Annotated in this window: 26 protein-coding genes; all 26 read right to left on the bottom strand. The window is 37.5% G+C overall.

Annotated features, from left to right (window positions below):
* Positions 1-159 precede the first annotated feature (159 nt).
* The 26 genes from DESACI_RS10105 to DESACI_RS09985 all read right to left on the bottom strand — a co-directional run bounded on the left by DESACI_RS10105 (position 160) and on the right by DESACI_RS09985 (position 21,123).
* A complete protein-coding gene (locus DESACI_RS10105; RefSeq protein ID WP_041276039.1) occupies positions 160-633 on the bottom strand; it encodes a hypothetical protein in 474 nt (157 codons plus the stop codon).
* A 97-nt stretch (positions 634-730) separates the two neighbouring features.
* Positions 731-2,092 carry an IS1182 family transposase gene (locus DESACI_RS10100; protein WP_014825334.1) on the bottom strand — a complete coding sequence of 454 codons (1,362 nt, stop codon included), beginning with the start codon at positions 2,090-2,092 and terminating at the stop codon, positions 731-733.
* Positions 2,093-2,206: 114 nt separating this feature from the next.
* Positions 2,207-2,479 carry a DUF3784 domain-containing protein gene (locus DESACI_RS10095; protein ID WP_014827091.1) on the bottom strand — a complete coding sequence of 91 codons (273 nt, stop codon included), beginning with the start codon at positions 2,477-2,479 and terminating at the stop codon, positions 2,207-2,209.
* Between the two features lie 45 nt (positions 2,480-2,524).
* Positions 2,525-2,605, bottom strand: a complete 81-nt coding sequence (locus DESACI_RS25170; protein ID WP_242833183.1) for a hypothetical protein — start codon at positions 2,603-2,605, stop codon at positions 2,525-2,527.
* A gap of 85 nt (positions 2,606-2,690) precedes the next feature.
* On the bottom strand, positions 2,691-3,299 hold the full coding sequence (locus DESACI_RS10090) for a LysE family translocator (RefSeq protein ID WP_014827090.1): 609 nt from the start codon (positions 3,297-3,299) through the stop codon (positions 2,691-2,693).
* A 64-nt stretch (positions 3,300-3,363) separates the two neighbouring features.
* Positions 3,364-3,867, bottom strand: coding sequence for an NAD-dependent epimerase/dehydratase family protein (locus DESACI_RS10085; protein WP_014827089.1), 504 nt, complete (start codon positions 3,865-3,867; stop codon positions 3,364-3,366).
* A gap of 1,472 nt (positions 3,868-5,339) precedes the next feature.
* Entirely contained in the window at positions 5,340-6,704 is a 1,365-nt protein-coding gene (locus DESACI_RS10075) for an FAD-binding oxidoreductase (RefSeq protein WP_014827087.1), read from the bottom strand.
* A 301-nt stretch (positions 6,705-7,005) separates the two neighbouring features.
* Entirely contained in the window at positions 7,006-7,704 is a 699-nt protein-coding gene (locus DESACI_RS10070; protein ID WP_014827086.1) for a hypothetical protein, read from the bottom strand.
* A gap of 39 nt (positions 7,705-7,743) precedes the next feature.
* Complete coding sequence (locus tag DESACI_RS10065) at positions 7,744-8,052, bottom strand: hypothetical protein (RefSeq protein ID WP_049804058.1); 309 nt, start codon at positions 8,050-8,052, stop codon at positions 7,744-7,746.
* 994 nt (positions 8,053-9,046) lie between these two features.
* Complete coding sequence (locus DESACI_RS10060) at positions 9,047-9,397, bottom strand: hypothetical protein (RefSeq protein WP_014827085.1); 351 nt, start codon at positions 9,395-9,397, stop codon at positions 9,047-9,049.
* Positions 9,394-9,675 (bottom strand): hypothetical protein, encoded by a 282-nt coding sequence (locus DESACI_RS10055; protein WP_041276038.1) that lies wholly within the window; start codon positions 9,673-9,675, stop codon positions 9,394-9,396. Before DESACI_RS10055 ends, DESACI_RS10060 begins: the two co-directional genes overlap by 4 nt.
* A gap of 20 nt (positions 9,676-9,695) precedes the next feature.
* Positions 9,696-10,244, bottom strand: a complete 549-nt coding sequence (locus tag DESACI_RS10050) for a GNAT family N-acetyltransferase (protein WP_014827084.1) — start codon at positions 10,242-10,244, stop codon at positions 9,696-9,698.
* Positions 10,245-10,400: 156 nt separating this feature from the next.
* The gene (locus tag DESACI_RS10045) at positions 10,401-10,835 is read right to left on the bottom strand and encodes a GNAT family N-acetyltransferase (protein WP_014827083.1); all 435 of its coding nucleotides are present in this window, start codon (positions 10,833-10,835) and stop codon (positions 10,401-10,403) included.
* 568 nt (positions 10,836-11,403) lie between these two features.
* Positions 11,404-12,306: a PEP/pyruvate-binding domain-containing protein gene (locus tag DESACI_RS10040; RefSeq protein ID WP_014827082.1), complete on the bottom strand. Its 903-nt coding sequence runs from the start codon at positions 12,304-12,306 to the stop codon at positions 11,404-11,406.
* 38 nt (positions 12,307-12,344) lie between these two features.
* Positions 12,345-14,027 (bottom strand): PEP-utilizing enzyme, encoded by a 1,683-nt coding sequence (locus DESACI_RS10035; RefSeq protein WP_014827081.1) that lies wholly within the window; start codon positions 14,025-14,027, stop codon positions 12,345-12,347.
* A 35-nt stretch (positions 14,028-14,062) separates the two neighbouring features.
* Positions 14,063-14,653: a TetR/AcrR family transcriptional regulator gene (locus DESACI_RS10030; protein WP_014827080.1), complete on the bottom strand. Its 591-nt coding sequence runs from the start codon at positions 14,651-14,653 to the stop codon at positions 14,063-14,065.
* Between the two features lie 272 nt (positions 14,654-14,925).
* Entirely contained in the window at positions 14,926-15,213 is a 288-nt protein-coding gene (locus DESACI_RS10025; protein WP_014827079.1) for an HTH domain-containing protein, read from the bottom strand.
* Between the two features lie 6 nt (positions 15,214-15,219).
* On the bottom strand, positions 15,220-15,354 hold the full coding sequence (locus tag DESACI_RS25500) for a hypothetical protein (protein WP_282434164.1): 135 nt from the start codon (positions 15,352-15,354) through the stop codon (positions 15,220-15,222).
* Between the two features lie 80 nt (positions 15,355-15,434).
* Positions 15,435-15,890: an immunoglobulin-like domain-containing protein gene (locus DESACI_RS10020; protein ID WP_014827078.1), complete on the bottom strand. Its 456-nt coding sequence runs from the start codon at positions 15,888-15,890 to the stop codon at positions 15,435-15,437.
* A 109-nt stretch (positions 15,891-15,999) separates the two neighbouring features.
* Positions 16,000-16,197, bottom strand: coding sequence for a sigma factor-like helix-turn-helix DNA-binding protein (locus DESACI_RS10015; protein WP_041276037.1), 198 nt, complete (start codon positions 16,195-16,197; stop codon positions 16,000-16,002).
* A 123-nt stretch (positions 16,198-16,320) separates the two neighbouring features.
* On the bottom strand, positions 16,321-17,253 hold the full coding sequence (locus DESACI_RS25165) for a DUF4830 domain-containing protein (protein ID WP_242833149.1): 933 nt from the start codon (positions 17,251-17,253) through the stop codon (positions 16,321-16,323).
* 100 nt (positions 17,254-17,353) lie between these two features.
* Positions 17,354-17,824, bottom strand: a complete 471-nt coding sequence (locus DESACI_RS10005) for a hypothetical protein (protein ID WP_014827076.1) — start codon at positions 17,822-17,824, stop codon at positions 17,354-17,356.
* A 239-nt stretch (positions 17,825-18,063) separates the two neighbouring features.
* Positions 18,064-18,540, bottom strand: a complete 477-nt coding sequence (locus DESACI_RS10000) for a GNAT family N-acetyltransferase (protein WP_014827075.1) — start codon at positions 18,538-18,540, stop codon at positions 18,064-18,066.
* Positions 18,541-18,770: 230 nt separating this feature from the next.
* On the bottom strand, positions 18,771-19,238 hold the full coding sequence (locus tag DESACI_RS09995) for a GNAT family N-acetyltransferase (RefSeq protein ID WP_014827074.1): 468 nt from the start codon (positions 19,236-19,238) through the stop codon (positions 18,771-18,773).
* Between the two features lie 98 nt (positions 19,239-19,336).
* Positions 19,337-20,116, bottom strand: coding sequence for a SurA N-terminal domain-containing protein (locus DESACI_RS09990; protein ID WP_014827073.1), 780 nt, complete (start codon positions 20,114-20,116; stop codon positions 19,337-19,339).
* Positions 20,117-20,688: 572 nt separating this feature from the next.
* Complete coding sequence (locus tag DESACI_RS09985; protein WP_014827071.1) at positions 20,689-21,123, bottom strand: GNAT family N-acetyltransferase; 435 nt, start codon at positions 21,121-21,123, stop codon at positions 20,689-20,691.
* Positions 21,124-21,451 lie beyond the last annotated feature (328 nt).

Raw genomic sequence — 21,451 nt, 5'->3', positions numbered from 1 at the left:
TTGGCATTCAAACACTTGTGTTGAACAGGGTTAATGCATCCAAGCATTGCCCTCTTTTTGCGTTCTCTTTTAGTACCATGCTCTCTCACTTATCTCCCACATCTTTTATGGGTTCTAAATATACTTCCGTATCCAAGTCTTTTATTCGGGAAGTTAATTTTAGTTTGTGATTTCATTCTTAGTATCCGAATTCAACTCGTTAAATAGTGCTTCCGTTTTTGATTTAGATTGATTATTTAAAATAATCAATTCAGATGGAGTCTTTATATAAATAAATGGTGGTTTAGTAGTATCAATATATAAGGTCACGTTACCAATATCTGAAGAGAACTCTCCTTTTCGGGTAGAACCAAAACCGTCAAGACCATTAATCTTTGATATAATCACAGGAAGTTCATTCTTTAATTGTACACTTTGAATTTCTTTAATATTTACATTTTCACCATATATTGTAGAAATATCTAAGGTGCCATTGCTAATAGTATAAACAGGAGGCTTACTACTTAAATACATTAACATTCCAACTAATATAGTTACGGTAATCATAGGTATAATAACAACTAAAATTTGATCTTTAAGCTTCCCTTTATTAATTCTTAAATCAGTTACTTCTCTATCAGAATGAGATTTCAAGCAATATATATTTGTGTAGATAATTGAGTCAATTTCATAATGTTTAATTGTTAAAGCTCAGACCTTCAGAATTTCGTTAGTAACATTTTTTGAAGATTTATGCTGCAGCTATACGTTTGAACTTGTTCAATCGGTCTACGGCTAATTTGCAGAGGGTATAGGTCAGGATAGAAAACTCGAAGTCGATTTTGGCTACGTTTCCTCGATGTCGAATGTTGTTTAACTGAAAGTACTCTTTGAGATAAGCATTAACACGTTCTACGGCTGTTCTCTGTTTATAGAGTTCAAAGTAGCGCCCACTTCCTCTGGCTGGAACGGTGTATTTTCTGGGGTCTGAGGAAACCTTAACCTTGAATACCTTTTGACACTGGTTGTTTTCTTTCAGAGGACACTCTTTGCACTTCTTGGGTTGAGTATATTTCAACGTGTCGTATCGGGAATCATAGCTATCATATCGGTAGGAATGACCTTCTTGACACTTAGGGCAAAAGTATTTGTCCTTGTCTTCGGGTAGTTGTTCATTGCGTGGATTGTAATCAATCAGGGCCCTTGACCCCATGGCTTTTGCTTGTTGGTAAATTGGGCTGTAATCGTAACCAGCATCCAAAAGCGAATAGGAAGGCTTCAGCTGGGGGTGAAGTTCATGAAGAGCCTTGAGTAGAGGAATCGCCATTTTGCCATCATTGACATTTCCCGAGGAAAGTAAGGACTTTAAAATGTATTGGCTTTTACAGTCCACGAGAAGATGACCTTTGAACCCGAACCAAAAGACGTTTTTGCCCTCGGAGTTTTTCTTAATTCCCCAGTGAGGATCTTGCGGGATTTGCTGTTCGATCGTCTTGAAATCAAGAGGAAGTTGAGCTTCAATTTTCTTCTCAAAGAGGGGTCGATTCTCTTCCAGTTCCTGTTGTTCTTTGAGCCATTTCTCCCGTTCCGATTTGGGTTTTCGTCCGCGTTTTTTGGAGGTTTGCTTGACTGGAACCTCTTCGTCTTTCTTTTTCTCAGGTTTACGGTCTCTCGCTTCAATATGAGTAGCATCGATGGCTATAACATCCCCATCGATGAAGCCTTCTTGAAACGCCTGAGAGACTAGTTCATTTTGAATTTTTTCCAAAGCAGAAGAACCCTTGATTTTTTGAATCATTCGAGTATAAGAGGACTCGCTAGGAACTGCATCAGCCATCGTAAAGCCGCAGTCGAAACGGAATTCCAAGCTGTTTTTTAATCGTTTTCGTAAATCTTTGATCGTAGGAATTCGTTCGATCACTCGAATGAATAAAGAATAGATCATGGCTGAATAGTTAAGCGTGGTTGGAGCTCCCAAAAATGCCTTTTTTGAAACCACTCTCAACAAAGGAGTAATATTCAGCGGATCCAATAGAAGCGGATACGATTCTTTCGGTGACATTTCTAAGATTTCTTCCAAGGAAAATAGACGTTCTTGGCGAATACTAAACATTGGGAGTTCTCCTTTCAACCTCTCGGTGTTTGTTTGGTCACTTACACTTTCGAGATTTTGGGGAGGTACTCCTTTTTTACGGGTAAAAAGCCCGCTTATATCAAGGGGTATGAATTATGAAACTAACTCAATTGTTATGATTACGGAAATAAAAACAATAATTAAAAAGATGACGACATTAATTTGCGAAAAACCTAAGGCTAACATTGCAATCGAGGTTATTATTAACAACGTGCCTGCTGCTCGGGTCAACTTTTTCCTGTCACATTTATTTTGCTCTTCTTTACTCATTGTATTATACCCAGCAATTAGCCAACTTCCTCTACCTGATAGTAGTATTATTGATAATACGAACATTAACCCTGCTAAAACACACATGACAATCATCTTTTTTCCTCCGTCAAGCTATTAGTAAAGGAAGGATATCCATTTTTAAAAAATCGCCGTTAACTCCATTGGGAGAATTCGGCCAATATAGTTCATTGACCAAAACGGTTGGTTATTTTCCCACAATGTTTCTTCTCCCGCAAAATTACGTCCTCCCAAATAACTGTCAATATACCGATAGGAACTGTTAATCTATAAAATTAAAATCTTATTAAGTCTTCTTGAAAAACATTCTAAAAGCAAAATATACTAATGCTAGCCCAACGGTAAAATTAATCGCTGAGATTACTAAAACGGGTAAGAATTGCCGTGTAATGCTACCGAAGACCGCGATGACTGTCAAAAAGAATATCGTTGATAATACAGAGCCTAAGCCAAAGAGATAAACATCAGCTCTTGTAAGTTTTTCTTCAGCTATCTTGGTTGAAAACACTCCCGCCCAAAATAGTATCGTTAAAGGGTTTGATGCAGTCAAAACCATTCCTTCAACAAACGAGTTTTCTGTTTTAATCCCGTTGAACAAGCTCACATTGGGCAAAACTTTCCATCCAAATGTCCCAACGATGATATGTAACCCGAATAACGCAACAATTATTGCACCAAAGAGTTTAAGTACCTGCTTTACCCTTTCCTTATCAATAAATGATGCAATTCCAAATATCGCCAGCAATATGTAAAGTGCATCAATGATCGCAACACCTAAAGCAGCTAATTCAGCAGTCAATAATCCCTTATTTCCTCCCAAGGTGAATATAAAGACACATACTGGTCCTATTGCTAACTGCAACATCATCCCCAGCTTAAATCCTTTTGTAATCACGGAATAGCCTCCAAATTAAGAATGCTTATTTATCCAATATGCTTTATACCCCTAGATTTTACATTCACGGCATTGCCATTCTGCTAAGAGCACCTTCGCTCTCTATGACTACACCAATCCGTAGAGTTACCACTCTAGTTAAATTACTTTGAACCTTGCAAGCCTCGTTTTCCCAAGCTCGGCAAACTTGAGCTAAAAAGTCCTCCCCTGCTTTTTCAGACTCAGTTATTTTCTCATCCTGGCGGTCTCCATAATAACCAACTGCTGAAGCGTTAACTAAAACTTTAGGTTGAATGGCACGATTATTTATGGCTGTAACAATGGCTTCAGTAGTTCTAATCCTACTCTCTAATATTTCCTGCTTAACCGACCTAGTCCATCGGCGATTGCCAATTGACTCGCCCGCTAAGTTAATTACTACGTCAATTTCAGGTAGTTGATTCATAGAAGTTAGAGGGGAATGATTGTCCCATTCAATAACCTTAACCTTATTTTCTAAAGTATTTGTGGTTTTAGAGGGATTCCTTGTTACTACGTATACCTGGTATCCATTCGCAAGTAATTCCACTATCAGGTTTCTTCCAACAAAACCCGTTCCTCCAAGATTAAAACCTTCATTTTTCCCACCTCAGCCTCACCTCTATTCGGTCTTTCCATAAAGAGCATAGTATTTTACGCTAACTCTCCACAAACTTCATATCTTGACAGTGTTATTCTTAGAAAGTAGTTTTGTTACCATTAAGGCAATAAAATAGAGGGTTAAATAGAAGGGAATATAACTAAAGGCAGTGTAATTGTATAAGCTCGAAAATAGCCCCAAGTATACTAGGGTTGTTATTATGGCATTATTCCATACCTTCATTCTCAACTTAAATGTTAATATCCCTACGAAAATTGAAAGCACAGGACAAATTATGAACAAAAGCATGAGTATAATCCCTTCTCCTTCTGAGTTAGGAAGGCTAAAGGCATAATAGCTGGGAGATACAATGACCAAGGTTTCAGCGAATAGTAGCATTATTTTTTTAAGAAAAATGGCGGGTATTTTGTTCTTCATTTAAGACCCCCCCAGGATTTTCCTTCAACTTCCACAGGCTTCAATTATTCAATCGTTGCTCAAGTATAATAGCTCTTGGATGAAATCCAAACCTTCTATAGAAGTTTAGTACTTGTTCGTTTCCCACTGCGACATCATAATCAATAGTAATTAACCCCTTTACATTTCCATTCACATAATAAGTATTTTGAGATAAAGTCCGTTCTAAATTCCTAGAATTCTTATTTGCCAAGGAATTGTAATCGGCAATTTTTATGGATATTATTGAAACTACAACAATGGCAACTCATGTAGCCTATCTACATAATCTTTGTGACAATTACCCTACGACTAGGACTCAAGATACCATAAATTGCCTTCATTTTGATAGAGTTCAACAAATTCCTAAATATTCCTTCTGCAAATGATAATATTCGAAAATAATAAACCAGTAAGTCAAAAAACGTTCTAGTTCGTTAATCACAAAAATCCAAACACTATATACTTATCAAAAATAGCAATCGGCAAGGCTTCGATCTTATCTCCGCCTTTTCCCCTGTTCCACATGGTGCATGATAATTTCCCGTCACACTGTGACAACAATTAATTACACACACTACTATATTATGTAAAATCAAACAGGCAAAATGTACCCACGAACGTAGGTAGAAAATATTGCGCCTGTTTTTGATTTAATTCAGAACATTTCCAGGCAATACAAACCGCACGAATAGCTGGTTTCATTATGTAAGTGTTTTAAACTTGTAACAGTCTCAACGTGCGTTGATGTGAATGCATTGTATACATTTAAGTAACGCCAACGTGCTCGTACGTTAAAGAAATATATTGTTTGTAGATGAAATTCAGCCTTTTTCAATAACTGCTATTGCGATTTGTGACTAATTTTTCTTGTAAGTTCTCAAACCTTCTTTCTGTGCATAAATCTTCGAAAAAAATAATAAAGCTGCAAACCTAAGGCATGCAGCTTTTAAGGAAACTATATCTTAATTTTTATTCCCGTGATCACAGACTAGAGCCGGTGGAATACTCTGTGCGAAGTTGAAAATATTTTCCGGGTCATATTGCGCTTTAACTTTCTTTAGCCGGGCAAAATTATCGCCGTAATATTCCTGACCGTAATTTTTTATGCTTAAATCAGGTACATTGACGTATGATCCGGTTATATAGGGCTGCAGTTGTATTCGGGTCTGTTCAACAAGCTCAATATTCTTTTGAGCTTCTGATTCTTCGGTCCATGAGGCGTCCCATTCCACATAATATTTTGTATTGCGCCAGAAAAAAGCTGTATCATGGGAAGGTACCTGGTTCATTGCACCTCCGGAGTTCAGGAAAAAGAAATTGGATTCACTTCCTTTTGCTTTTTCCAGGAAACTTTGGATTGCTTTAATTCCATCAGCGGGCAGGATTTGCTCCACCCAGGCGGATGACCACGTAGTATTCTGAGTGTCGAACAGCGGTTCATTCGGAGCCCAGAATTCAATTGCTTCCAGTAGTGTAACCTCATCAATAAACACTTTTAAAGGAGACCCGACATCCGTCAAAGTTGTTATCAATTTCTCTAGCTCTACTTTGGGACCTAGGAATATTCCCTGAGAGCGGAGCAACCCATTCGTTTTCGAAAATACTTCCAATATGGTACCAAGTCTTTCGTCGACGGACGGAGACCATCTTTGCCATATATCGATAACTTTATCCAATTGCTCCCACGGCCATATTATTTCGAATATCCCGACTTGAAATGGAGCTGGTCGTATTTTAAACGTATAGGAGGTTATGATACCGAAGTTGCCGCCTCCACCTCCGCGAATGGCCCATAGCAAGTCCGGGTTTTCGTTTTCGCTGACGTGTAAAATTTCGCCATTGGCGTCAACTATAGTGGCTGCCAGAATATTATCGGAAATCACTCCGGCCGTGCGCTGGATAGCCGTAATTCCTCCGCCAGTACTTATCCCACCTATACCAACAGTGGAACTGTCTCCAAAAGGAGCCAAGACTCCCTCCTGTGCAAGCATCCTGACAAGCGGACCTACACGTATTCCTGCTTGAACCGTGGCGATTCCCTTTGTCTTATCCAGCATGACATTTCTCATTTGACTGGTATCTATTACGATTCCACCATTTGTCTGGGAAAAATCTTTTGCCAATGCATGCCTGCCACTTCGCATCCGAATGGGTACTTTATTCTCACGCGCCCATTTGACGGCGTTTGCCACATCTTCTTTTTGCTGCGCAAAAACAAATACTATGGGAAATGAGTTAGTGAATGGGTTCCAGTTCATGCGGGCCTGTTGGTACTCAGGATCATTTGGGTATATAACCGTTCCGGTTAGTTTTGTTTTTTGGTTCATTTGATCACCTCGATTTGAATTACCACTTTTATACCCAAGCTCTCATATGTTTTATAATATGAACTTCTATTAGATATGTGCATCTTTTTGCCTCAGTTATATCTCAAGCAAGAAGGCTCTTTGTTCTTTCGTACTGCATTTCCGAACATCTGATAGCCAAAAAATGCTATTCATGCTCAGGATACATATCTCTTCACAACCTATCTGTGTTGAAATTGATCATGTTTCACAAGGGGCTTAATTCCTTTTTTCTTTGGTTCCTATAGACCTTACTCGCTTCACCATCGGCGCCACCGTCAAGTTATCTCGCAAAGGTCTTTTCATCCTGTTCATTAAAAAGTACTAATGCAGGGATACCCATGCTCCCAGACATATGTAACCCACTTGAATTATTCGCATATGCTTCTATCTTAAATGTACGAGCCTCGCCTGGGTTCAATTCAAATGTTTCCATTTTGTTATCATTATCTTTTAAAACCAGTCCATTCCCGAAGAAACGTTTTAAGTCATCATTGGCACTAGGCGGTTTTATCTCCATATGAAATGTTACAGGTCTCCTGCCATGGTTAGTTAAATTTATCTCGGCAGAAATTATTATTCTACCATCATCACCGACCTTAAAATTACATGTGCTTATTCCTTTATCATATCCAATAGCGTTAATCCCTGTAGAAAATCTCATAACTATTTGTTCACCTGCATAAGTAATTGGCAACCAACATAAAACCAAAATTAAAGTCATGATATTAAGCCTTTTAGCTAATTTTTCAGGTGCTGACTCTAACGAAAATCTTAAACAGATGGCTCCTATAAGTAATAAAAGCAGACTATCTATTGCACTATAATGTATTCCTGACGAACCGTTCGACCAGGGTGGTTGATTTAGGAACTTGAAAATATAATCCCCTATTGTCCATCCGTTTGAAAATTGTATCATTGACGCTAAAGAAACAAGAATTATAGTAATCGAACAAATTGTGCCAACAACCCATCTCCTCATTTTCCCACCTCAAATCACAGAATCATAATTTTCGCAACTTCATTTTTTCCTCATAATTATAGATTGAAAATGATACTTTTCTCCCGTTTCAATTCTTTCAAAATTGATGACCTGAAAGTAATTTGAAACGACTTTTTGGATAGTTTCATCGGTATAAAATGAGAAAAATCGGTGCGGAGTATATTTGTCATCCTGCCATATGCCTTCTGAATCGCCGCCACCATATACACCCATAAAAAATAATCCAAATGGCTTTAGCACATTTTTAATCTCTTCTAATACTATATTGAGACTTGCCTTTTCAACTGACACGAGCGTAACCATTGTTAAGAAAAATACCTTTCCCATATCCTCCCCTCATTAATCTCTCGAAGAAAGTTCCTTCTCATTGGATTATCCTACGAATGCCGTTCAACACAAGAGTACTGCGAACTACTTTTTTCATTAACAATAGCATCAATGGTAAAAAAATTAAGTCTAGAAAACTGAACCCTTCAATAGAATACGGTAAAAAACTGAAAGAGTTCAGTGAAAAAGTATATAATCATAATCCTTATTCTTACTATTTGTCTTCAAGTCTTTGGTCCAATTCCCTGGCTTCCTGTTTTCAGCCAAACTTCACGAATAATAGAACAATCATTTAACAATCGTTTGTCTGTCGGATTTCCTCAAACCACTTCGGTTATAGAAAGCCATTTTAATGACAAGGGGCAACTTCTACATAGTGTGTACTTCGATGATAAAGAACTCTTATTTAGGGGATATATACAGCTCTGGAAAATAGATAATATCGAAAGTTTCTTAGTCACAAGTTAAAATCTCAGCACCTTTGATTTTAAGTCTTTCACATGTAGAAAAGTCGTTGTAGGACCATTGGAAGGCATTTTAACCGAATGGACTGCATCATTTGGGGATATTTATTCTATTTCCGGACGAGAATACTGGCTAAAAGCTGATAGTTCCGATGTTTTAAGAATTTCTTTTTTCACAGATTCAGATTCGTTTACTGAGGAACAATTACGGCAGATGGATAAAATACTAAACACGATAAATTGGAAGTAAGTGTTTAGAAATAATTTAGAATAACATAAAAGAGCATCCTAATCTCTTTTTGTTGTCCAAAATCTTAGAGCCGACTCATCCTTACTATGTTTTTTAAAATCCAAGACTTTTGCCAAAATCCATCAATAAATATGATGTGAAATTATTCCGAAACCAGAACATACACAGGGAGCATCGATATTTTTGTTAAATCTGTATATAAAGCTATGTGATTTTCCAATTCATATGTAACAGTTAAAGATTAATCCTGCTAATAAACTTTCATTTAGGTAAAAGAGAATTAGGCTTCGCCATAATATTGTGCATAATAGCTTGCACCTTTTTTCGTTACTTTAACGTTAATTAAATGATTTCCTGATTCATCGAGAGGTGGTCTCGTCAACGAATAAATTTTTGCGTTTTGTAGTTCTAGACTATTTCTATCTAATTCAGTCTGAAACTGATTCTCAACAATTCCTGTGGTCAAGGCACTCATTGGGTGCTCCGACAGAAACAAATATGTTCTAATTGCCATCTGTGGTGTGGCATGAGCATGGGATGTAACATACCCTATGAAAATACTGCAACCAATAATCATGGAAGTAACCGCAACAACCAACTTCTTTTTCAATGCATAACCAATTTTCCTCATTTCATCTCTCCAATCATCTCTCCAAGGATAGAGTATCGTAGCCTACCCACGGTACACACAGACAGATTCATATTTATTCGAATCGACGATTCTATTAACAGAATAATCTTTCTCTCGATATCTCTCAATTGATCTATAGTTATTCCGTAAATTTCTTTCAGTTCTTCTATTCTTATAGTAATACCGTTTTCAAGACCCCATCTCGCAGAAAGAATCTCCCTTTCTTTCTCATTCAGGCATTTCGCCATAGCTTCAATAACCTTTTCTTTTGAAAGCATTGATAATTCCTCGTTTGCTTTTACATAACCGCCCCTGTATTAAACAATCGATAATAATAGAACGGCTTTACTTCGGTCTCTCCAGAGTTTATAACCATTTTTGTCGCTAGTTTGGTGAAACCACACTTTTCAACGACTCTATGGGAAGAAATATTATCAGGTTCTACGATAGCGATTAGATAATCAAGGTTTAAGTTATTAAATACCCACTCTGCCATAGCCTTTACAGCCTCACCTATGTATCCCTTATGACTATAATTTTCAGAAACAAAATATGCTTTTTCAATTTCGTTATTGACTTCCTCTTTATTTCCAATGCCGACCATACCTATAAGATTTTGATTTGATTTTAGAGTAACGGCAAGCATTATTCTGACACTATTTTTGCTTGCTCTTAAATACTCCTCTTCCACCCATCTTATCCATCTCTTTCTTTCTTCCAGAGATATTTCCCAATCAGGCATCCATTTTAATATATGAGGTTGAGTGCAGATAGATTGTATTTCTTCTGCGTCATCAATGGTAAATTGTCTTAATATAAGTCTTTCAGTTTCAATGTGAATATTCATTCTTAACCTTCCTCTATAAATCAGGTGTCTTGGCTTTAACTTCTAACCAATGGTCAAGTTCAGAAAAAATTCCATGGCTAATTCAAGTACTCCATTTAAAGCTTGGTATTCTATATTCCAATGTCTCTAAAGTCTTATACTCTTTAAGTTCTATGTTCATAACATCTTACTGAAGTTTTTCTGTTCTTTGTTGCAAGTATATCCACAAGCCGTATAAAATGCGTGTGAACCCATTCTAGTTGCTCCTGATACTAATCGTATACCCCAAGCACCTGTATCACGTGCCCAGTTCTCGACTTCATTCAAGAGCATTTTTCCAATACCTTTACCTCTAAAATTTGACGAAACAGCAATACCCATAATATTTTTCAGATGCGGTGTATATAGCAAATCGTGATTGTTTGCGTGAATATATCCCACTACTTTATCAGAAACTTCGGCTACATATAATTTATGGTTTTTATCACACAGTAATCGTTCTAGTTGACCCTTTGTATCTTCTGCAGGGTAGTTATAACCCATTTCATTTTTATTAAGTAAAACTATATCTGCATAATCTTTTAGTTCACATTCTCTGATGATGATTATCAAGTTAACACCTCCAGAACAAATGTCTCTTCATGGTTAAGGGCAACAAGAAATCTTGCAAATTTGAACGTTGATTCAAGTGAGTAGAAGCTCTCATCGCTAATTACCCATGTTTTCCCTATTCGAACCACTGAAAGCTGATAATGCAATCCGATTTGTGAATGTTAAACTAAACCATACACATTTACGCCAATGAAAGCATACAAGCTTCTGCCACAAACTATACAACTTTTTGCCAACAACCATACAACTTAAATCAAATACTGCTATCGGACTTTGTTATCCCCCTCCCCTCACGACTTCCCACTCGCGTCCAAGTCATTGTTCTAAACTTTACAAACACGTTTGCTATATCTTCACCTCTATCAAGAAAGAGGGAAACACTCCACGTCTCAGGGGTAAACATCTATACCTAAAAGAATATATCTACGCACAGTTTATACTCAAAGCGACTGTAATACAATAATTCCATTACCATATTTTGATTTTTTAGCATCAATATTCCAATACCTCTACGTTCCTTCCACCAAAAACAAGTGCGTTGATCATAACTAAACAATTTATAGCTAAATTAATCCTTAAGCGTAGTAATGGGCCTGCTTTGAAGCAGGTAAAACTCTCCCAAGCCATAGCTCCACTCGATATCTTGAGGTACTCCATCGAAATGCTTTTCTATTTGGAGACATAGGCAGACCACCTCCCGAACCTGTTGTGAGGTTAGACACCCTCGGGCAGGGCGTTGTGTACGCAAGGGGAACGGCGATTGTCCTTTCTTGGGAGCAGGCACGAACTTAAGAATTGCACCATCAGGACGTCTGGCAATCCATTGATCAGGGATTATTTCACCTTGAACCAAAGATTCCCCAATACCATGCACGGCATTAATAATCAGCTCACTTGAGTTATTTGTAAGTGGGTTAACCGTAAAGACCACTCCCGAGACCTCATGCGGGGCCATTTCCTGAATGACCACAGCAAGAGCTGCTTCACTCTCTCCGAATCCTTGTAATAAACGATACTGCACAGCTCGGGAAGACCAAAGTGAAGCCCAGCATTTTTTTATGGCCTCAAGTACGGCTCTTTCCCCTTGGATATTAAGATATGTTTCCTGTTGACCGGCGAAACTGGCACCGGGCAAATCTTCTGCCGTAGCCGAGGAGCGAACTGCAACTGTCGGACTGCCCATTCGTCTATAAGTTTCAAGAACTTCCAGCGTTACTTCCCTAGGCAAGGAAACATTTTCTATTTCCATCTGAATTTTAGAAGTTACAGCTTCTAAAGCAGGTAAGTCTTCGACGTTAATTTTCGGTAAACGAATCTTTGGTATGCAATGCCGGTACCCTTCAACGGTTAAAACAAAGCCTTGGGGTACTTTCATTCCTGCCAAAACTAATTCACCAAGATTAGCCCCTTTCCCGCCGGCTAAGGATAGGTCTTCCCTTTTTAACTCTTGAAGTAACCGTACATATTTCATTGCCTCATTCTCCATTTATTTTTCACTTTAGATAAATCTTAATCTAAGACTTGAAGCTTTCCAGCGGTTCCGTCCACACGTACACGTTGTCCATTATGTAATGTTTTTGTTGCCTTAATCGTCCCAACTATCGAAGGAAGTCGATACTCTCGAGAAACAATCGCTGCGTGGGACAATGCGCCACCCGAATCAGTGACTAGCGCCGCCAACTTCGGAAATAGCACTGTCCAGGTCGGAGTAGTAAAGGGGCAGACTAAAACCTCTCCATCTTGAACCAAGCTGAACTCTTCGGCAGTATGTATAATTCGCACCGACCCTTCGGCAACTCCCGGAGAACCTGGGATTCCAAGTAACTCTCCCTCCGGAGATAGTTCCAGCGAAACTCCCTGCTGCGCTTCTAGAAGGGAATATTGTTTCACAAAGATCTTCATTCCTTCCGCTGCAATTGGGGGAAATACATGGAAAGGGGGGGCAATAGGTATTTTTCCAATTGTCTGTGGAGGCACTAATGAGAAATTTTTGCAATGTTCAGCCTTTCTCTCAGCCACCAACCCGTTTAGACTGGCATGGTCGTAATTTTTCCTAAGGGCGGAGAGCAACTCTTCGCGATAGAGAAAGAATATATCATCCGGACTATCGAGAATATTCTGCTTAACAAATCTTCGTCCTGCTTCAATTGCAGCATAACGGGTAAGGCTAAGAGGAACAGTCAATAAAATGTAATCATGAATTTCACTTAAGGGTTGAGCCTCTTCCGCTAATTCCAGCCAAGCGTCAAAATCCTTCCGCTCCTTGCCCTTTAAAGTGCTGCGAAGTTCCTTAATCCGCTGTTGCCGGTATGCTTGAAATTCAGAATCTTCGGTTATTGAGTTATCTGAGTCCATTAACCCCTTAATAATCCCAACCACGATCTCCGGCATTTCTCTCCACGTGGGTGTGAATTCAAAACTATCTGCCGGTCGATCGCCTTCACTTTCTAAGAATTGATCGAGTTCTTTTTGAAACCAAGTATGAGATAGCCCCTGAAGTGCTTTTTCACTAGGTAAAGACAATATCTCGCTGACCGTCTGGTCTGCAGCAGCACGCCGGGCCAAGGTTAAGAGACGGTTCATCGTATTAAGTACTGCGGGATCATTAATTTGCACCAATTCGAAGGCTTCATATTCCGTCAGGTTGAGAAGTTTTTCGCATATTTCCAACCAGCGCCCTCGTATGTACATACCCAGCATGACAATTTTACAATGTGGATTCCAAGCCCAGCATAAAAAGTCATATAATTGCTCCAGGTGATTAGCTATTTCTTCCATACTTGCGTTGGCGCGATTAAAGCCGCGGATCGGTTCAAGACGCCTCTGAGCTTCTGGCTCCCATACTTCTCTCCAATCATGTGCGTGCTTTTCAAACCCTTTTTCCTTAATAAACTGTCCAAAACCCAAGACCCGGCTGCGAAGCAGCGGGTTGATCCGCCACAAATGAAAGAGAAGCGGAAACCGTTCCATAATCGGCGGAGCATCTCCCCCAATAGGCTCAATTCGTTGAAAGACATATCCATGGAGAACAAGATAGGCATATTTTAGAGAGGGCATAGACCATTCTTCATAAGCTCGAGCTGATCCAACTTCGATAGGAATCAGTCCATACGAAACAAAAAGCGGGTGTACCGGTCTCGGCCAATGAATGTTATCCCGCATCCAGAATCCCTTAGCATCCCAATGTGACATTACTTTTCTACCTCCTTCAATTATCAGTTATATTTCTACTGTTTTATCAAGGCACCTGATAAGTGGGTATTTACTGAAGATAGAATAGCGGATAAGAGGTCGTCTTGCTGACCGTAATGGTACCATCTCACCATATGGACCATATATAACCCATCAATATCGTGGGCTAGATCCTGGGCAGGCCTTTCTCTCGTTACAACTCCGGCACTCTGACCACGTGCGAAGGCTTCTGTTATCATTCTCCGGAAGAGAGTCCCCTGTGGATTTTCTGGCGTTTGTCCGCGCTTCATCTTTTCTAGCAGGGTGATCAGAACAAGATCCGGTCTTTTCATGGTCCACTCAACGGCACTAGCAATGAGGACCTTAATTTGATTATCAGTTCCTGGAGTGGTTGCAAAAAAATCTTCAATTTGCTCTGTCGTTAGTTCTTCTGTCCCATAAAATATTTCAAGCGCTAAATCTTCTTTAGACTGAAAATAATTATAAAATGTTCCCCTAGCTACCCCGGCTGCGCCAGTAATCTCTTCAATTGTAGTTTCCATAAACCCTTTAGTTCCGAAAAGTTCTTCACCGGCTTTTACGAGTGCCGATTTAACTTCGGCCTTTTGTTTATCTCTTAATTTCATTAAAATTTTTACACCTCGATTTAATTTATATTGAAGTAATCCAAAATTATGTACTGGTTCATTTCGTGCACACTGTTCATTGAATAATATAGTTCATTATATTTTCATAATGTCCTTCTGTCAAGAATGCTACTTTCCCTATTGAGACAAAAAAATAATCACGACATAATAATCGTGATCAATAATAAGTCTAGAGTAGTAACTTTCCCCTCCTCAACTTTTATTAGTTCGCAAAACCTATTCTATACTCAAAGCAATCCCTTTAAGCAGGATTATATCTTTGGCTCAACTGCTTTAAATATAAATCTTAACATCATAATGACCGATGCAAGCCTATATTTTTTTTCAATTGGCACTGTGCTATCATCATTCATGAAATCCAAAACATCCTGCTCTTGGATTTTTGCAAATTTCGCTATGGTATCCGTACTAATCTTATGAACCTCAATGAGCACCCACAAAAATGCACTGAATCTAAAATCTGGTTCATCATTTGGAACATTCCCCAACATCATCAGTAAGTTAATAAATGAAATACGTTCTGCAACACCTGTAGGCATTTCAACTTAATGTCCATCAATTTTCGCTCCAAACAAATTCGATAGGCATTCAGTACTCATTCCATAACTGTTCATCAATGTATCCAATGTTTCTTCTATTTCTTTAAGCCCTATCTTCTTAACCTTAACCATCTCTGGCAATATCATCACCTCTAATAATTCGCCCTTATTAAATATTCTTCGGAAATTCCTACGAATACGTCTTGGAATATGATAAAAAATTATTTCACTGTAAAATTTGCGGTCAACTGATAAGTATTGTAATTACCAGGACTCAGAGCATTTAAAAAATCTGTTACGATTCGATATGTCCCTCTCTCCAACTTTTCACTATATAATCGGATGTCATAACTGTGTTTCATTTCAGAATGAGGGGCTACCCTATGTCCAATAGAAGTAAATACTGCTCCTTTGTTTCCAAGAGCCTTCCATTCATTGCCGACCAACTTCTGAATGGTAAAAGGATTACCAAATGTCAGGTCTTTATCAGTATCATTTTTCCATACCACATTAATCTTACTGATGTTGGAAGGATACTGGCTTTTCTCAACATACATGGAAACTCCCAAGAGTTCCGATATTCCATTAGATGTACTTGGTTTATTATTACATCCAACAGTTCCAACAGCTAAGACTATAATGCTGAAAATAAGGGCTACTATTAATCTTTTCCTCATTTCATCCCTCCAAGGATAATTGAGAGTATCGTAGCCTACCCACGGTACACACAGACAGATTCTTATTAATTCCAATCAACGATTCTATTAGATACCCTATATGAAAAATTTAAGTTTCCTTTATGTACAAAATAATCTTTCTCTCGATATCTTTCAATTGCTCTATAGTTATTCCGTAAATCTCCTTCAGTTCTTCTATTCTCATAGTAATACCGTTTTCAAGACCCCATCTCGCAGAAAGAATCTCCCTTTCCTTCTCATTCAGGCATTTCGCCATGGCTTCAATAACCTTTTCTTTTGAAAGCATTGATAATTCCTCCTTGGGCTTTTCCCTAACTTTTTCAACTATTCCAATTACCTTTTATATTGTGATTCTTAACTCACTCAGTATCATGAATGCAGAAAAACCATAATTATTAAGTCCAACCCGCTATTGAATATTCTTAGTGCCATCCTTATTCAAAGAAACTTTCACGGTAAAATAATCTTCCTTACCGTTTTGGTTGTTCATTTTCACCTTCACTTGGTCCGTTTTGTTCTCTTTTGTCTCTACAACAAATAAATCAGAACCCTCGAAACGCATTCCTTTTTCCACAATCTTGCCTAGTACTATTAAAGACTCAGTCGGATTCTCTCCTTTTGGAAATATAATTCCAACATAACGCATATCAAATCCGTTTTTTCTAGCCTCTTCCTCTTGAGTTTTGTTAATACCGCTGTATGTATTTAGTGCGACTAAGAGTTCCTCCAAGCCATCATTATCTACATCTACCAGGCACTTATCGGTTACCACCGAATTGGGGTACTTGCTGTTGAAATAATCCAGCAGTATCTTTTCTTGCCCTGTGTAAACATTCTGAGTTACGGAATCTTGACCGTATTTCTTTTTCCAATTCTCCTGCCACTGTTGAAAACTTAAACCTGTTACCTCTTCCAAGGTCCTTCCATCTATTGAACTGTAAGCTCCAACGACATCAGCATTTGGATATGAATACCCGCCAATAACCTCACCGTCTGACAACATAACATAGAGATTTACTCCGTTTTTAGCATTCTTATCTCGCTTTTGCAGAGGGTGATTTTGAACAGTAAAGCCATATACAACTATTTCTTTACCGAAATATTCATCTGGCTTAATCTCTTGTACGCCCCACACTTGTTGATATGGGATAGATGCCGTTCCTCCATAAAGCTTACTTTTTTCTAAAGTATATTTATCGACTTCTCCAAAACGAGAAGTAATCTCATAACCTTGAGACTTCACATAATTCTCGGCAGTCTTTTCATCATCGCTAATGCTCTTGTTGCAACCCACAGAAATTAGAAATACCAGTCCAATGATAATATAAAGTAATCGTTTCATCGGCCTCCATCCCCTTTGCCAACTCGCCTTCATACCAACCTATTACATTTATATATAATTAATATTTTTCCTGTGGCACCCCACGATATCTATGGAATTTCTAATCGAATTTCTCAGTCATGGTTTTCAAAATCATTCCGATATTAAAGCCAATTAAGCTACCTGAAAGTGAGTATCTTAATGATTCCCAATTAATTTGTTTGGGCATTGGGGGAGGATATATCATGACAAAAATAAAGCCTATAATCACTGTTACAATAAAAACCCTATAAATCATATCGTTGCGTCTCGATTTATCGGATGTCAACCTCTGTTGCTCATAGTCCCATAGTGGTTTCATAAGCGGAAATAGCCGAACATAAAGAAACCTTTTTAAGCTTTTACCAAATTTGATATCACTTAAAAAAAGCATAAGAATAAGACTCGCGGTTACGCGTGTCGGCAATCCCATATACACTGGCATCACGAAAAACAAAAACAACACTAAGGCAAAGTGAATATTTGATATAACGGCTTCAATAAATCTTAATCTTCTTAAATGACCTGTATTCACCATAGCATTCTCTTTCATTACCCCGACAACTCCTTCAGAAGCAAGAAACTTTGTCAAGTGCAACTTTAGTTATTACAACTATATCCCATATTAATTGCGAATCATGGCGAAATAGCATACTATTTCTAAAGAGAAATGCCCTCAGATAGAAAATGCCAAAACTATCTAAGGGCATGCGGATTGCAAATATACTCATTTTGCAACTTTCGGGAAAATCAACTTGCAAAATACGTTGATAGGTAAGAGTCTTTTAAATTTCACAACTCCTTTTCAAAACACATCACCATAAATTTATCTCCCAGTTTCTCACGATAAAAGATAAATCCCCTATTAATCCAGAAATTTAACGCACGGTTATTTCCTTTGATAACGCCCAGGCGTACTTTCTTTAAACCTTCATTCCGCATTAAACACTCGAATTTTTTTAGTGCTTCGATAGCGTATCCTTTTCTTTGATGCTGGGCATGTATCATCAGCAAACCTAACCACGGCATCTTGTCAGACGGATTCTCCATGAGGTAATCAATTACCCCAACTGGACAACCATCGTAAACAACAAAACACGTCACTGCACCTAGTCTTTTAGATGATTCGTACATCTCTAGGATTTCTGCATCACTAAGTACAGCATGACCTTCAGATAACAAGTTATATTCTTTATTTGAGTTGATTATTTCTTCAAATACCTCAAGACGCTTAGAGGTAACTGGTTGGAAATCAAGCAACGGCATCATGTTAATCTCCTAAACTTATTGAAATTTGTATAGTGAGTGGCAATTCCGCCTGGTTCTCTATGTGTCCGTCCAACACTGATTAGGGCGGAGGATTTATACTACTGGGTTATAGAATATCTTGAAGTTAACCAGGACCAATTAGCAGTTTAAGCCTTACAGCCATAGGCTCTATATCGTACCAATACGTAATTGGAGCAAACAACCTGACAAGAATCGCTCTATACTACAACTCACAATGATTTGACTTTCATCATTATATATTCCAATATTCCGTCTTTAAAAAGGTCATCAATACTACCAATCTGTTTATAACCAATTGATTCATACAATTTTTTAGCTTGCTTATTAAAGCCACTTACTAGGAGAAACACTTTATCTGAATGCATAAAACCTATGTCTTCAAAAAAACCTAAAAGCCTTTTTCCTATGCCCTGCCTGCGAAAATTTTCCTTAACAGCTATGTTACATACATATGGAAAATCATAAAACATACCATTTAAAACAAACCTTATGTATCCTATACACTTACCTTCTCTATCTAACGCTAAATACATTTCTTTTCTCTTAAATGCTTCAATCAAATGGTTTCTTGCCACATTTTCATCTGGAAGGTAAATACTTGCTAGTTCAGAATTCATTAAGGCTTCTAAACAATCCTCTAAGTATTTAATCTCTCCTTGAACAATTGTTATCTCCATATTCTCACCCCTTTTATTGAAGAATCCAATTTGCCCTGTTTATTCCTACTAAATAGGTGCGAAATAAGAATTTTGTGAAGTACCTCAAGACTTCAATATTAATTTCCAAGGTCAACTTGCTGTTCTATTTGTTGATAACCTTTTATATCTACTGGGATAAATATTTTATAATTACCCTCATTTATTAGCTTATCAATATAATCATCCCAAGCTTTTGCTGGTCCATTCTGTCCTTTTGGAACCGATTGTAGAATAATGTTTCTAAGTTTTCCAGTTGCTAATGTCTTTTTAACTGCGTTTATTGTCTTTGGAGAATTCATATAATCGGTTATACTGTTAAATCCATCAGCCTTAATTGTTTGCATGAAAGTGATTTTTGCAGGGGCATTATCTGGCAATGAGTCATAAAATTTCTCATCTTGTTCTATGGAAGATTTGATTTCATCATCTGTTGCCGTTATTCCTTGCTTTTTTATCTCAGTATCGATTAAGTCATTCGTTATTAACTGTCCTAGTGCAACTTTTTCATAAAAAGATTGATTCTGTGGCTTTTTCATATAGACATTATTATTCCGCTTAATTGCTTCTTCCATAGTTAGCTGTAAACCAGTTATTTTTGTATCCCCGACCTCGGCAACAACATCTGGATACATAGTATTCTTAATATTATTAAGTTCTGGAATCGGTTCAGGCGTTGTGCTTTTTACGGTAGGCTTAACAATGATATGATTGCTATTATTTTGTGGTAATGATGTTTGAGTGGGTAATTTCAATTGTGGCGTATTCGTTTGTACCTGATGTTCAACTTTTTGATTACAACCTGACACAAGGAAACTAAAAATTATTACAGGAATACAAAATAACATAATTCTCTTCAAAAATATTCCTCCTCTCTGCATTGTCAATTATACCCTCTTCTGTTTTTTGGAGTCCCAAATAATCTACCAGCACGTAGCAGTTATAAGAATTTGTGGAACCTGACTTGTGACGCTATTTCAGAAAAATAAGATTTTGTAGTTCTCAAACCTTTCCTCTATAATCATTTCTGCTTTTCTCTTACTATAAGTCGTATGGCTCCTATAAGAATAAAACTATAAATGACATCGTAAATAACACTAAAGTATTTATTTTCAATCAGTGTAGCCAAATAAAAAAATATATCGGAAATAACTATAAAGACAATAATTTTGCCAATAATTGCTTGGGATTTCTACAAAACTTAATATAATATATATCCAATGACTGTCAGGATAGGGGATACTATTGTACTATAGGATACTCCGAGTATCAATCCTAATGCAATCATAATAACCCCAATGGAAATAACTCTATTTCGGTTAGCCTCAATATACTCAAAAAACATATAACCACCTCCTAATTTTTCTAATTTGCTTTTGCTTCACTATATGCTACAAATACGTCGCAACATCAGAATAGTGCGTAACACTCATCATTTGAGCTTCTTTTTAAAGCCTTTATGCGTTTGTGAACTATATCCTGCTGACTCATAAAATTTACAGGCATCAATTCTGTTGCTTTCTGTTACAAGTATTACTTGAGTACAATTTCTTTTTGTAGCAATTTTCTCAAGTTCAGATACTAGTGCCTTTCCAACTCCTTGGTTTCTATATGTTTTATCAACTATCATGTTTTCTAGGACTAGAAAAGGCTTACAATCACCATATAATTCCTCGCATATTACTCCCATAACGGAGCCGATTAACGCTTTATTTTGGATGGCACTGACTAATATATGCGACCTGTTTTTTTGCAATTTATTAAACTGCTTATGCATGGCTTCAACAGAGGACTCTTCATTCCAAAATTGTTTGTACAACCGAGCAAGTTGAGGTATGTCCTCGGCAATCATTTCCCTGATAATCATTAACTTTACTCCTCTTAAAAATTTGCACCGCATTATTATTCTTGAATATGTCTCATACCATCTTCCATCATTTGGTTCATTGTAATAATTTGGAGAACTTACCTTGTGACGCTTTATTTGCTACGAATACCTCAAAGTTTTAAAAGAATGTGAAATAAATATCATGAAATTATTTATAATTATTCAGAAATTCATCGATATTACTTACTTTATTCTTTAAATCATCTATTTCTCTTGATAAATTGCTTATCCGTCTAAAAAATCTGCTTATTTCCAAAATTACGATTAATAATATCGCCAGTATAATACCTGTAGCTATCCCTTGCAC

Origin of the sequence: Desulfosporosinus acidiphilus SJ4 (genome assembly GCF_000255115.2) — a bacterium.
In the GTDB taxonomy this organism is placed as follows: Bacteria; Bacillota; Desulfitobacteriia; order Desulfitobacteriales; family Desulfitobacteriaceae; genus Desulfosporosinus; species Desulfosporosinus acidiphilus.
The sequence above is the reverse complement of the archived record's forward strand: the minus strand, read 5'-3'. Positions and strand labels throughout refer to the sequence as shown.

Bases quoted from the DNA above. Each gene is read 5' to 3' on its own strand.
- DESACI_RS10100 (WP_014825334.1), bottom strand. From the start codon at position 2,092: ATGTTTAGTATTCGCCAAGAACGTCTATTTTCCTTGGAAGAAATCTTA.
- DESACI_RS10095 (WP_014827091.1), bottom strand. From the start codon at position 2,479: ATGATTGTCATGTGTGTTTTAGCAGGGTTAATGTTCGTATTATCAATA.
- DESACI_RS10075 (WP_014827087.1), bottom strand. From the start codon at position 6,704: ATGAACCAAAAAACAAAACTAACCGGAACGGTTATATACCCAAATGAT.
- DESACI_RS10070 (WP_014827086.1), bottom strand. From the start codon at position 7,704: ATGAGGAGATGGGTTGTTGGCACAATTTGTTCGATTACTATAATTCTT.
- DESACI_RS10065 (WP_049804058.1), bottom strand. From the start codon at position 8,052: ATGGGAAAGGTATTTTTCTTAACAATGGTTACGCTCGTGTCAGTTGAA.
- DESACI_RS10060 (WP_014827085.1), bottom strand. From the start codon at position 9,397: ATGAGGAAAATTGGTTATGCATTGAAAAAGAAGTTGGTTGTTGCGGTT.
- DESACI_RS10055 (WP_041276038.1), bottom strand. From the start codon at position 9,675: ATGCTTTCAAAAGAAAAGGTTATTGAAGCTATGGCGAAATGCCTGAAT.
- DESACI_RS10050 (WP_014827084.1), bottom strand. From the start codon at position 10,244: ATGAATATTCACATTGAAACTGAAAGACTTATATTAAGACAATTTACC.
- DESACI_RS10040 (WP_014827082.1), bottom strand. From the start codon at position 12,306: ATGAAATATGTACGGTTACTTCAAGAGTTAAAAAGGGAAGACCTATCC.
- DESACI_RS10035 (WP_014827081.1), bottom strand. From the start codon at position 14,027: ATGTCACATTGGGATGCTAAGGGATTCTGGATGCGGGATAACATTCAT.
- DESACI_RS10030 (WP_014827080.1), bottom strand. From the start codon at position 14,653: ATGAAATTAAGAGATAAACAAAAGGCCGAAGTTAAATCGGCACTCGTA.
- DESACI_RS10025 (WP_014827079.1), bottom strand. From the start codon at position 15,213: ATGCCTACAGGTGTTGCAGAACGTATTTCATTTATTAACTTACTGATG.
- DESACI_RS10020 (WP_014827078.1), bottom strand. From the start codon at position 15,890: ATGAGGAAAAGATTAATAGTAGCCCTTATTTTCAGCATTATAGTCTTA.
- DESACI_RS10015 (WP_041276037.1), bottom strand. From the start codon at position 16,197: ATGCTTTCAAAAGAAAAGGTTATTGAAGCCATGGCGAAATGCCTGAAT.
- DESACI_RS25165 (WP_242833149.1), bottom strand. From the start codon at position 17,253: ATGAAACGATTACTTTATATTATCATTGGACTGGTATTTCTAATTTCT.
- DESACI_RS10005 (WP_014827076.1), bottom strand. From the start codon at position 17,824: ATGAAAGAGAATGCTATGGTGAATACAGGTCATTTAAGAAGATTAAGA.
- DESACI_RS10000 (WP_014827075.1), bottom strand. From the start codon at position 18,540: ATGATGCCGTTGCTTGATTTCCAACCAGTTACCTCTAAGCGTCTTGAG.
- DESACI_RS09995 (WP_014827074.1), bottom strand. From the start codon at position 19,238: ATGGAGATAACAATTGTTCAAGGAGAGATTAAATACTTAGAGGATTGT.
- DESACI_RS09985 (WP_014827071.1), bottom strand. From the start codon at position 21,123: ATGATTATCAGGGAAATGATTGCCGAGGACATACCTCAACTTGCTCGG.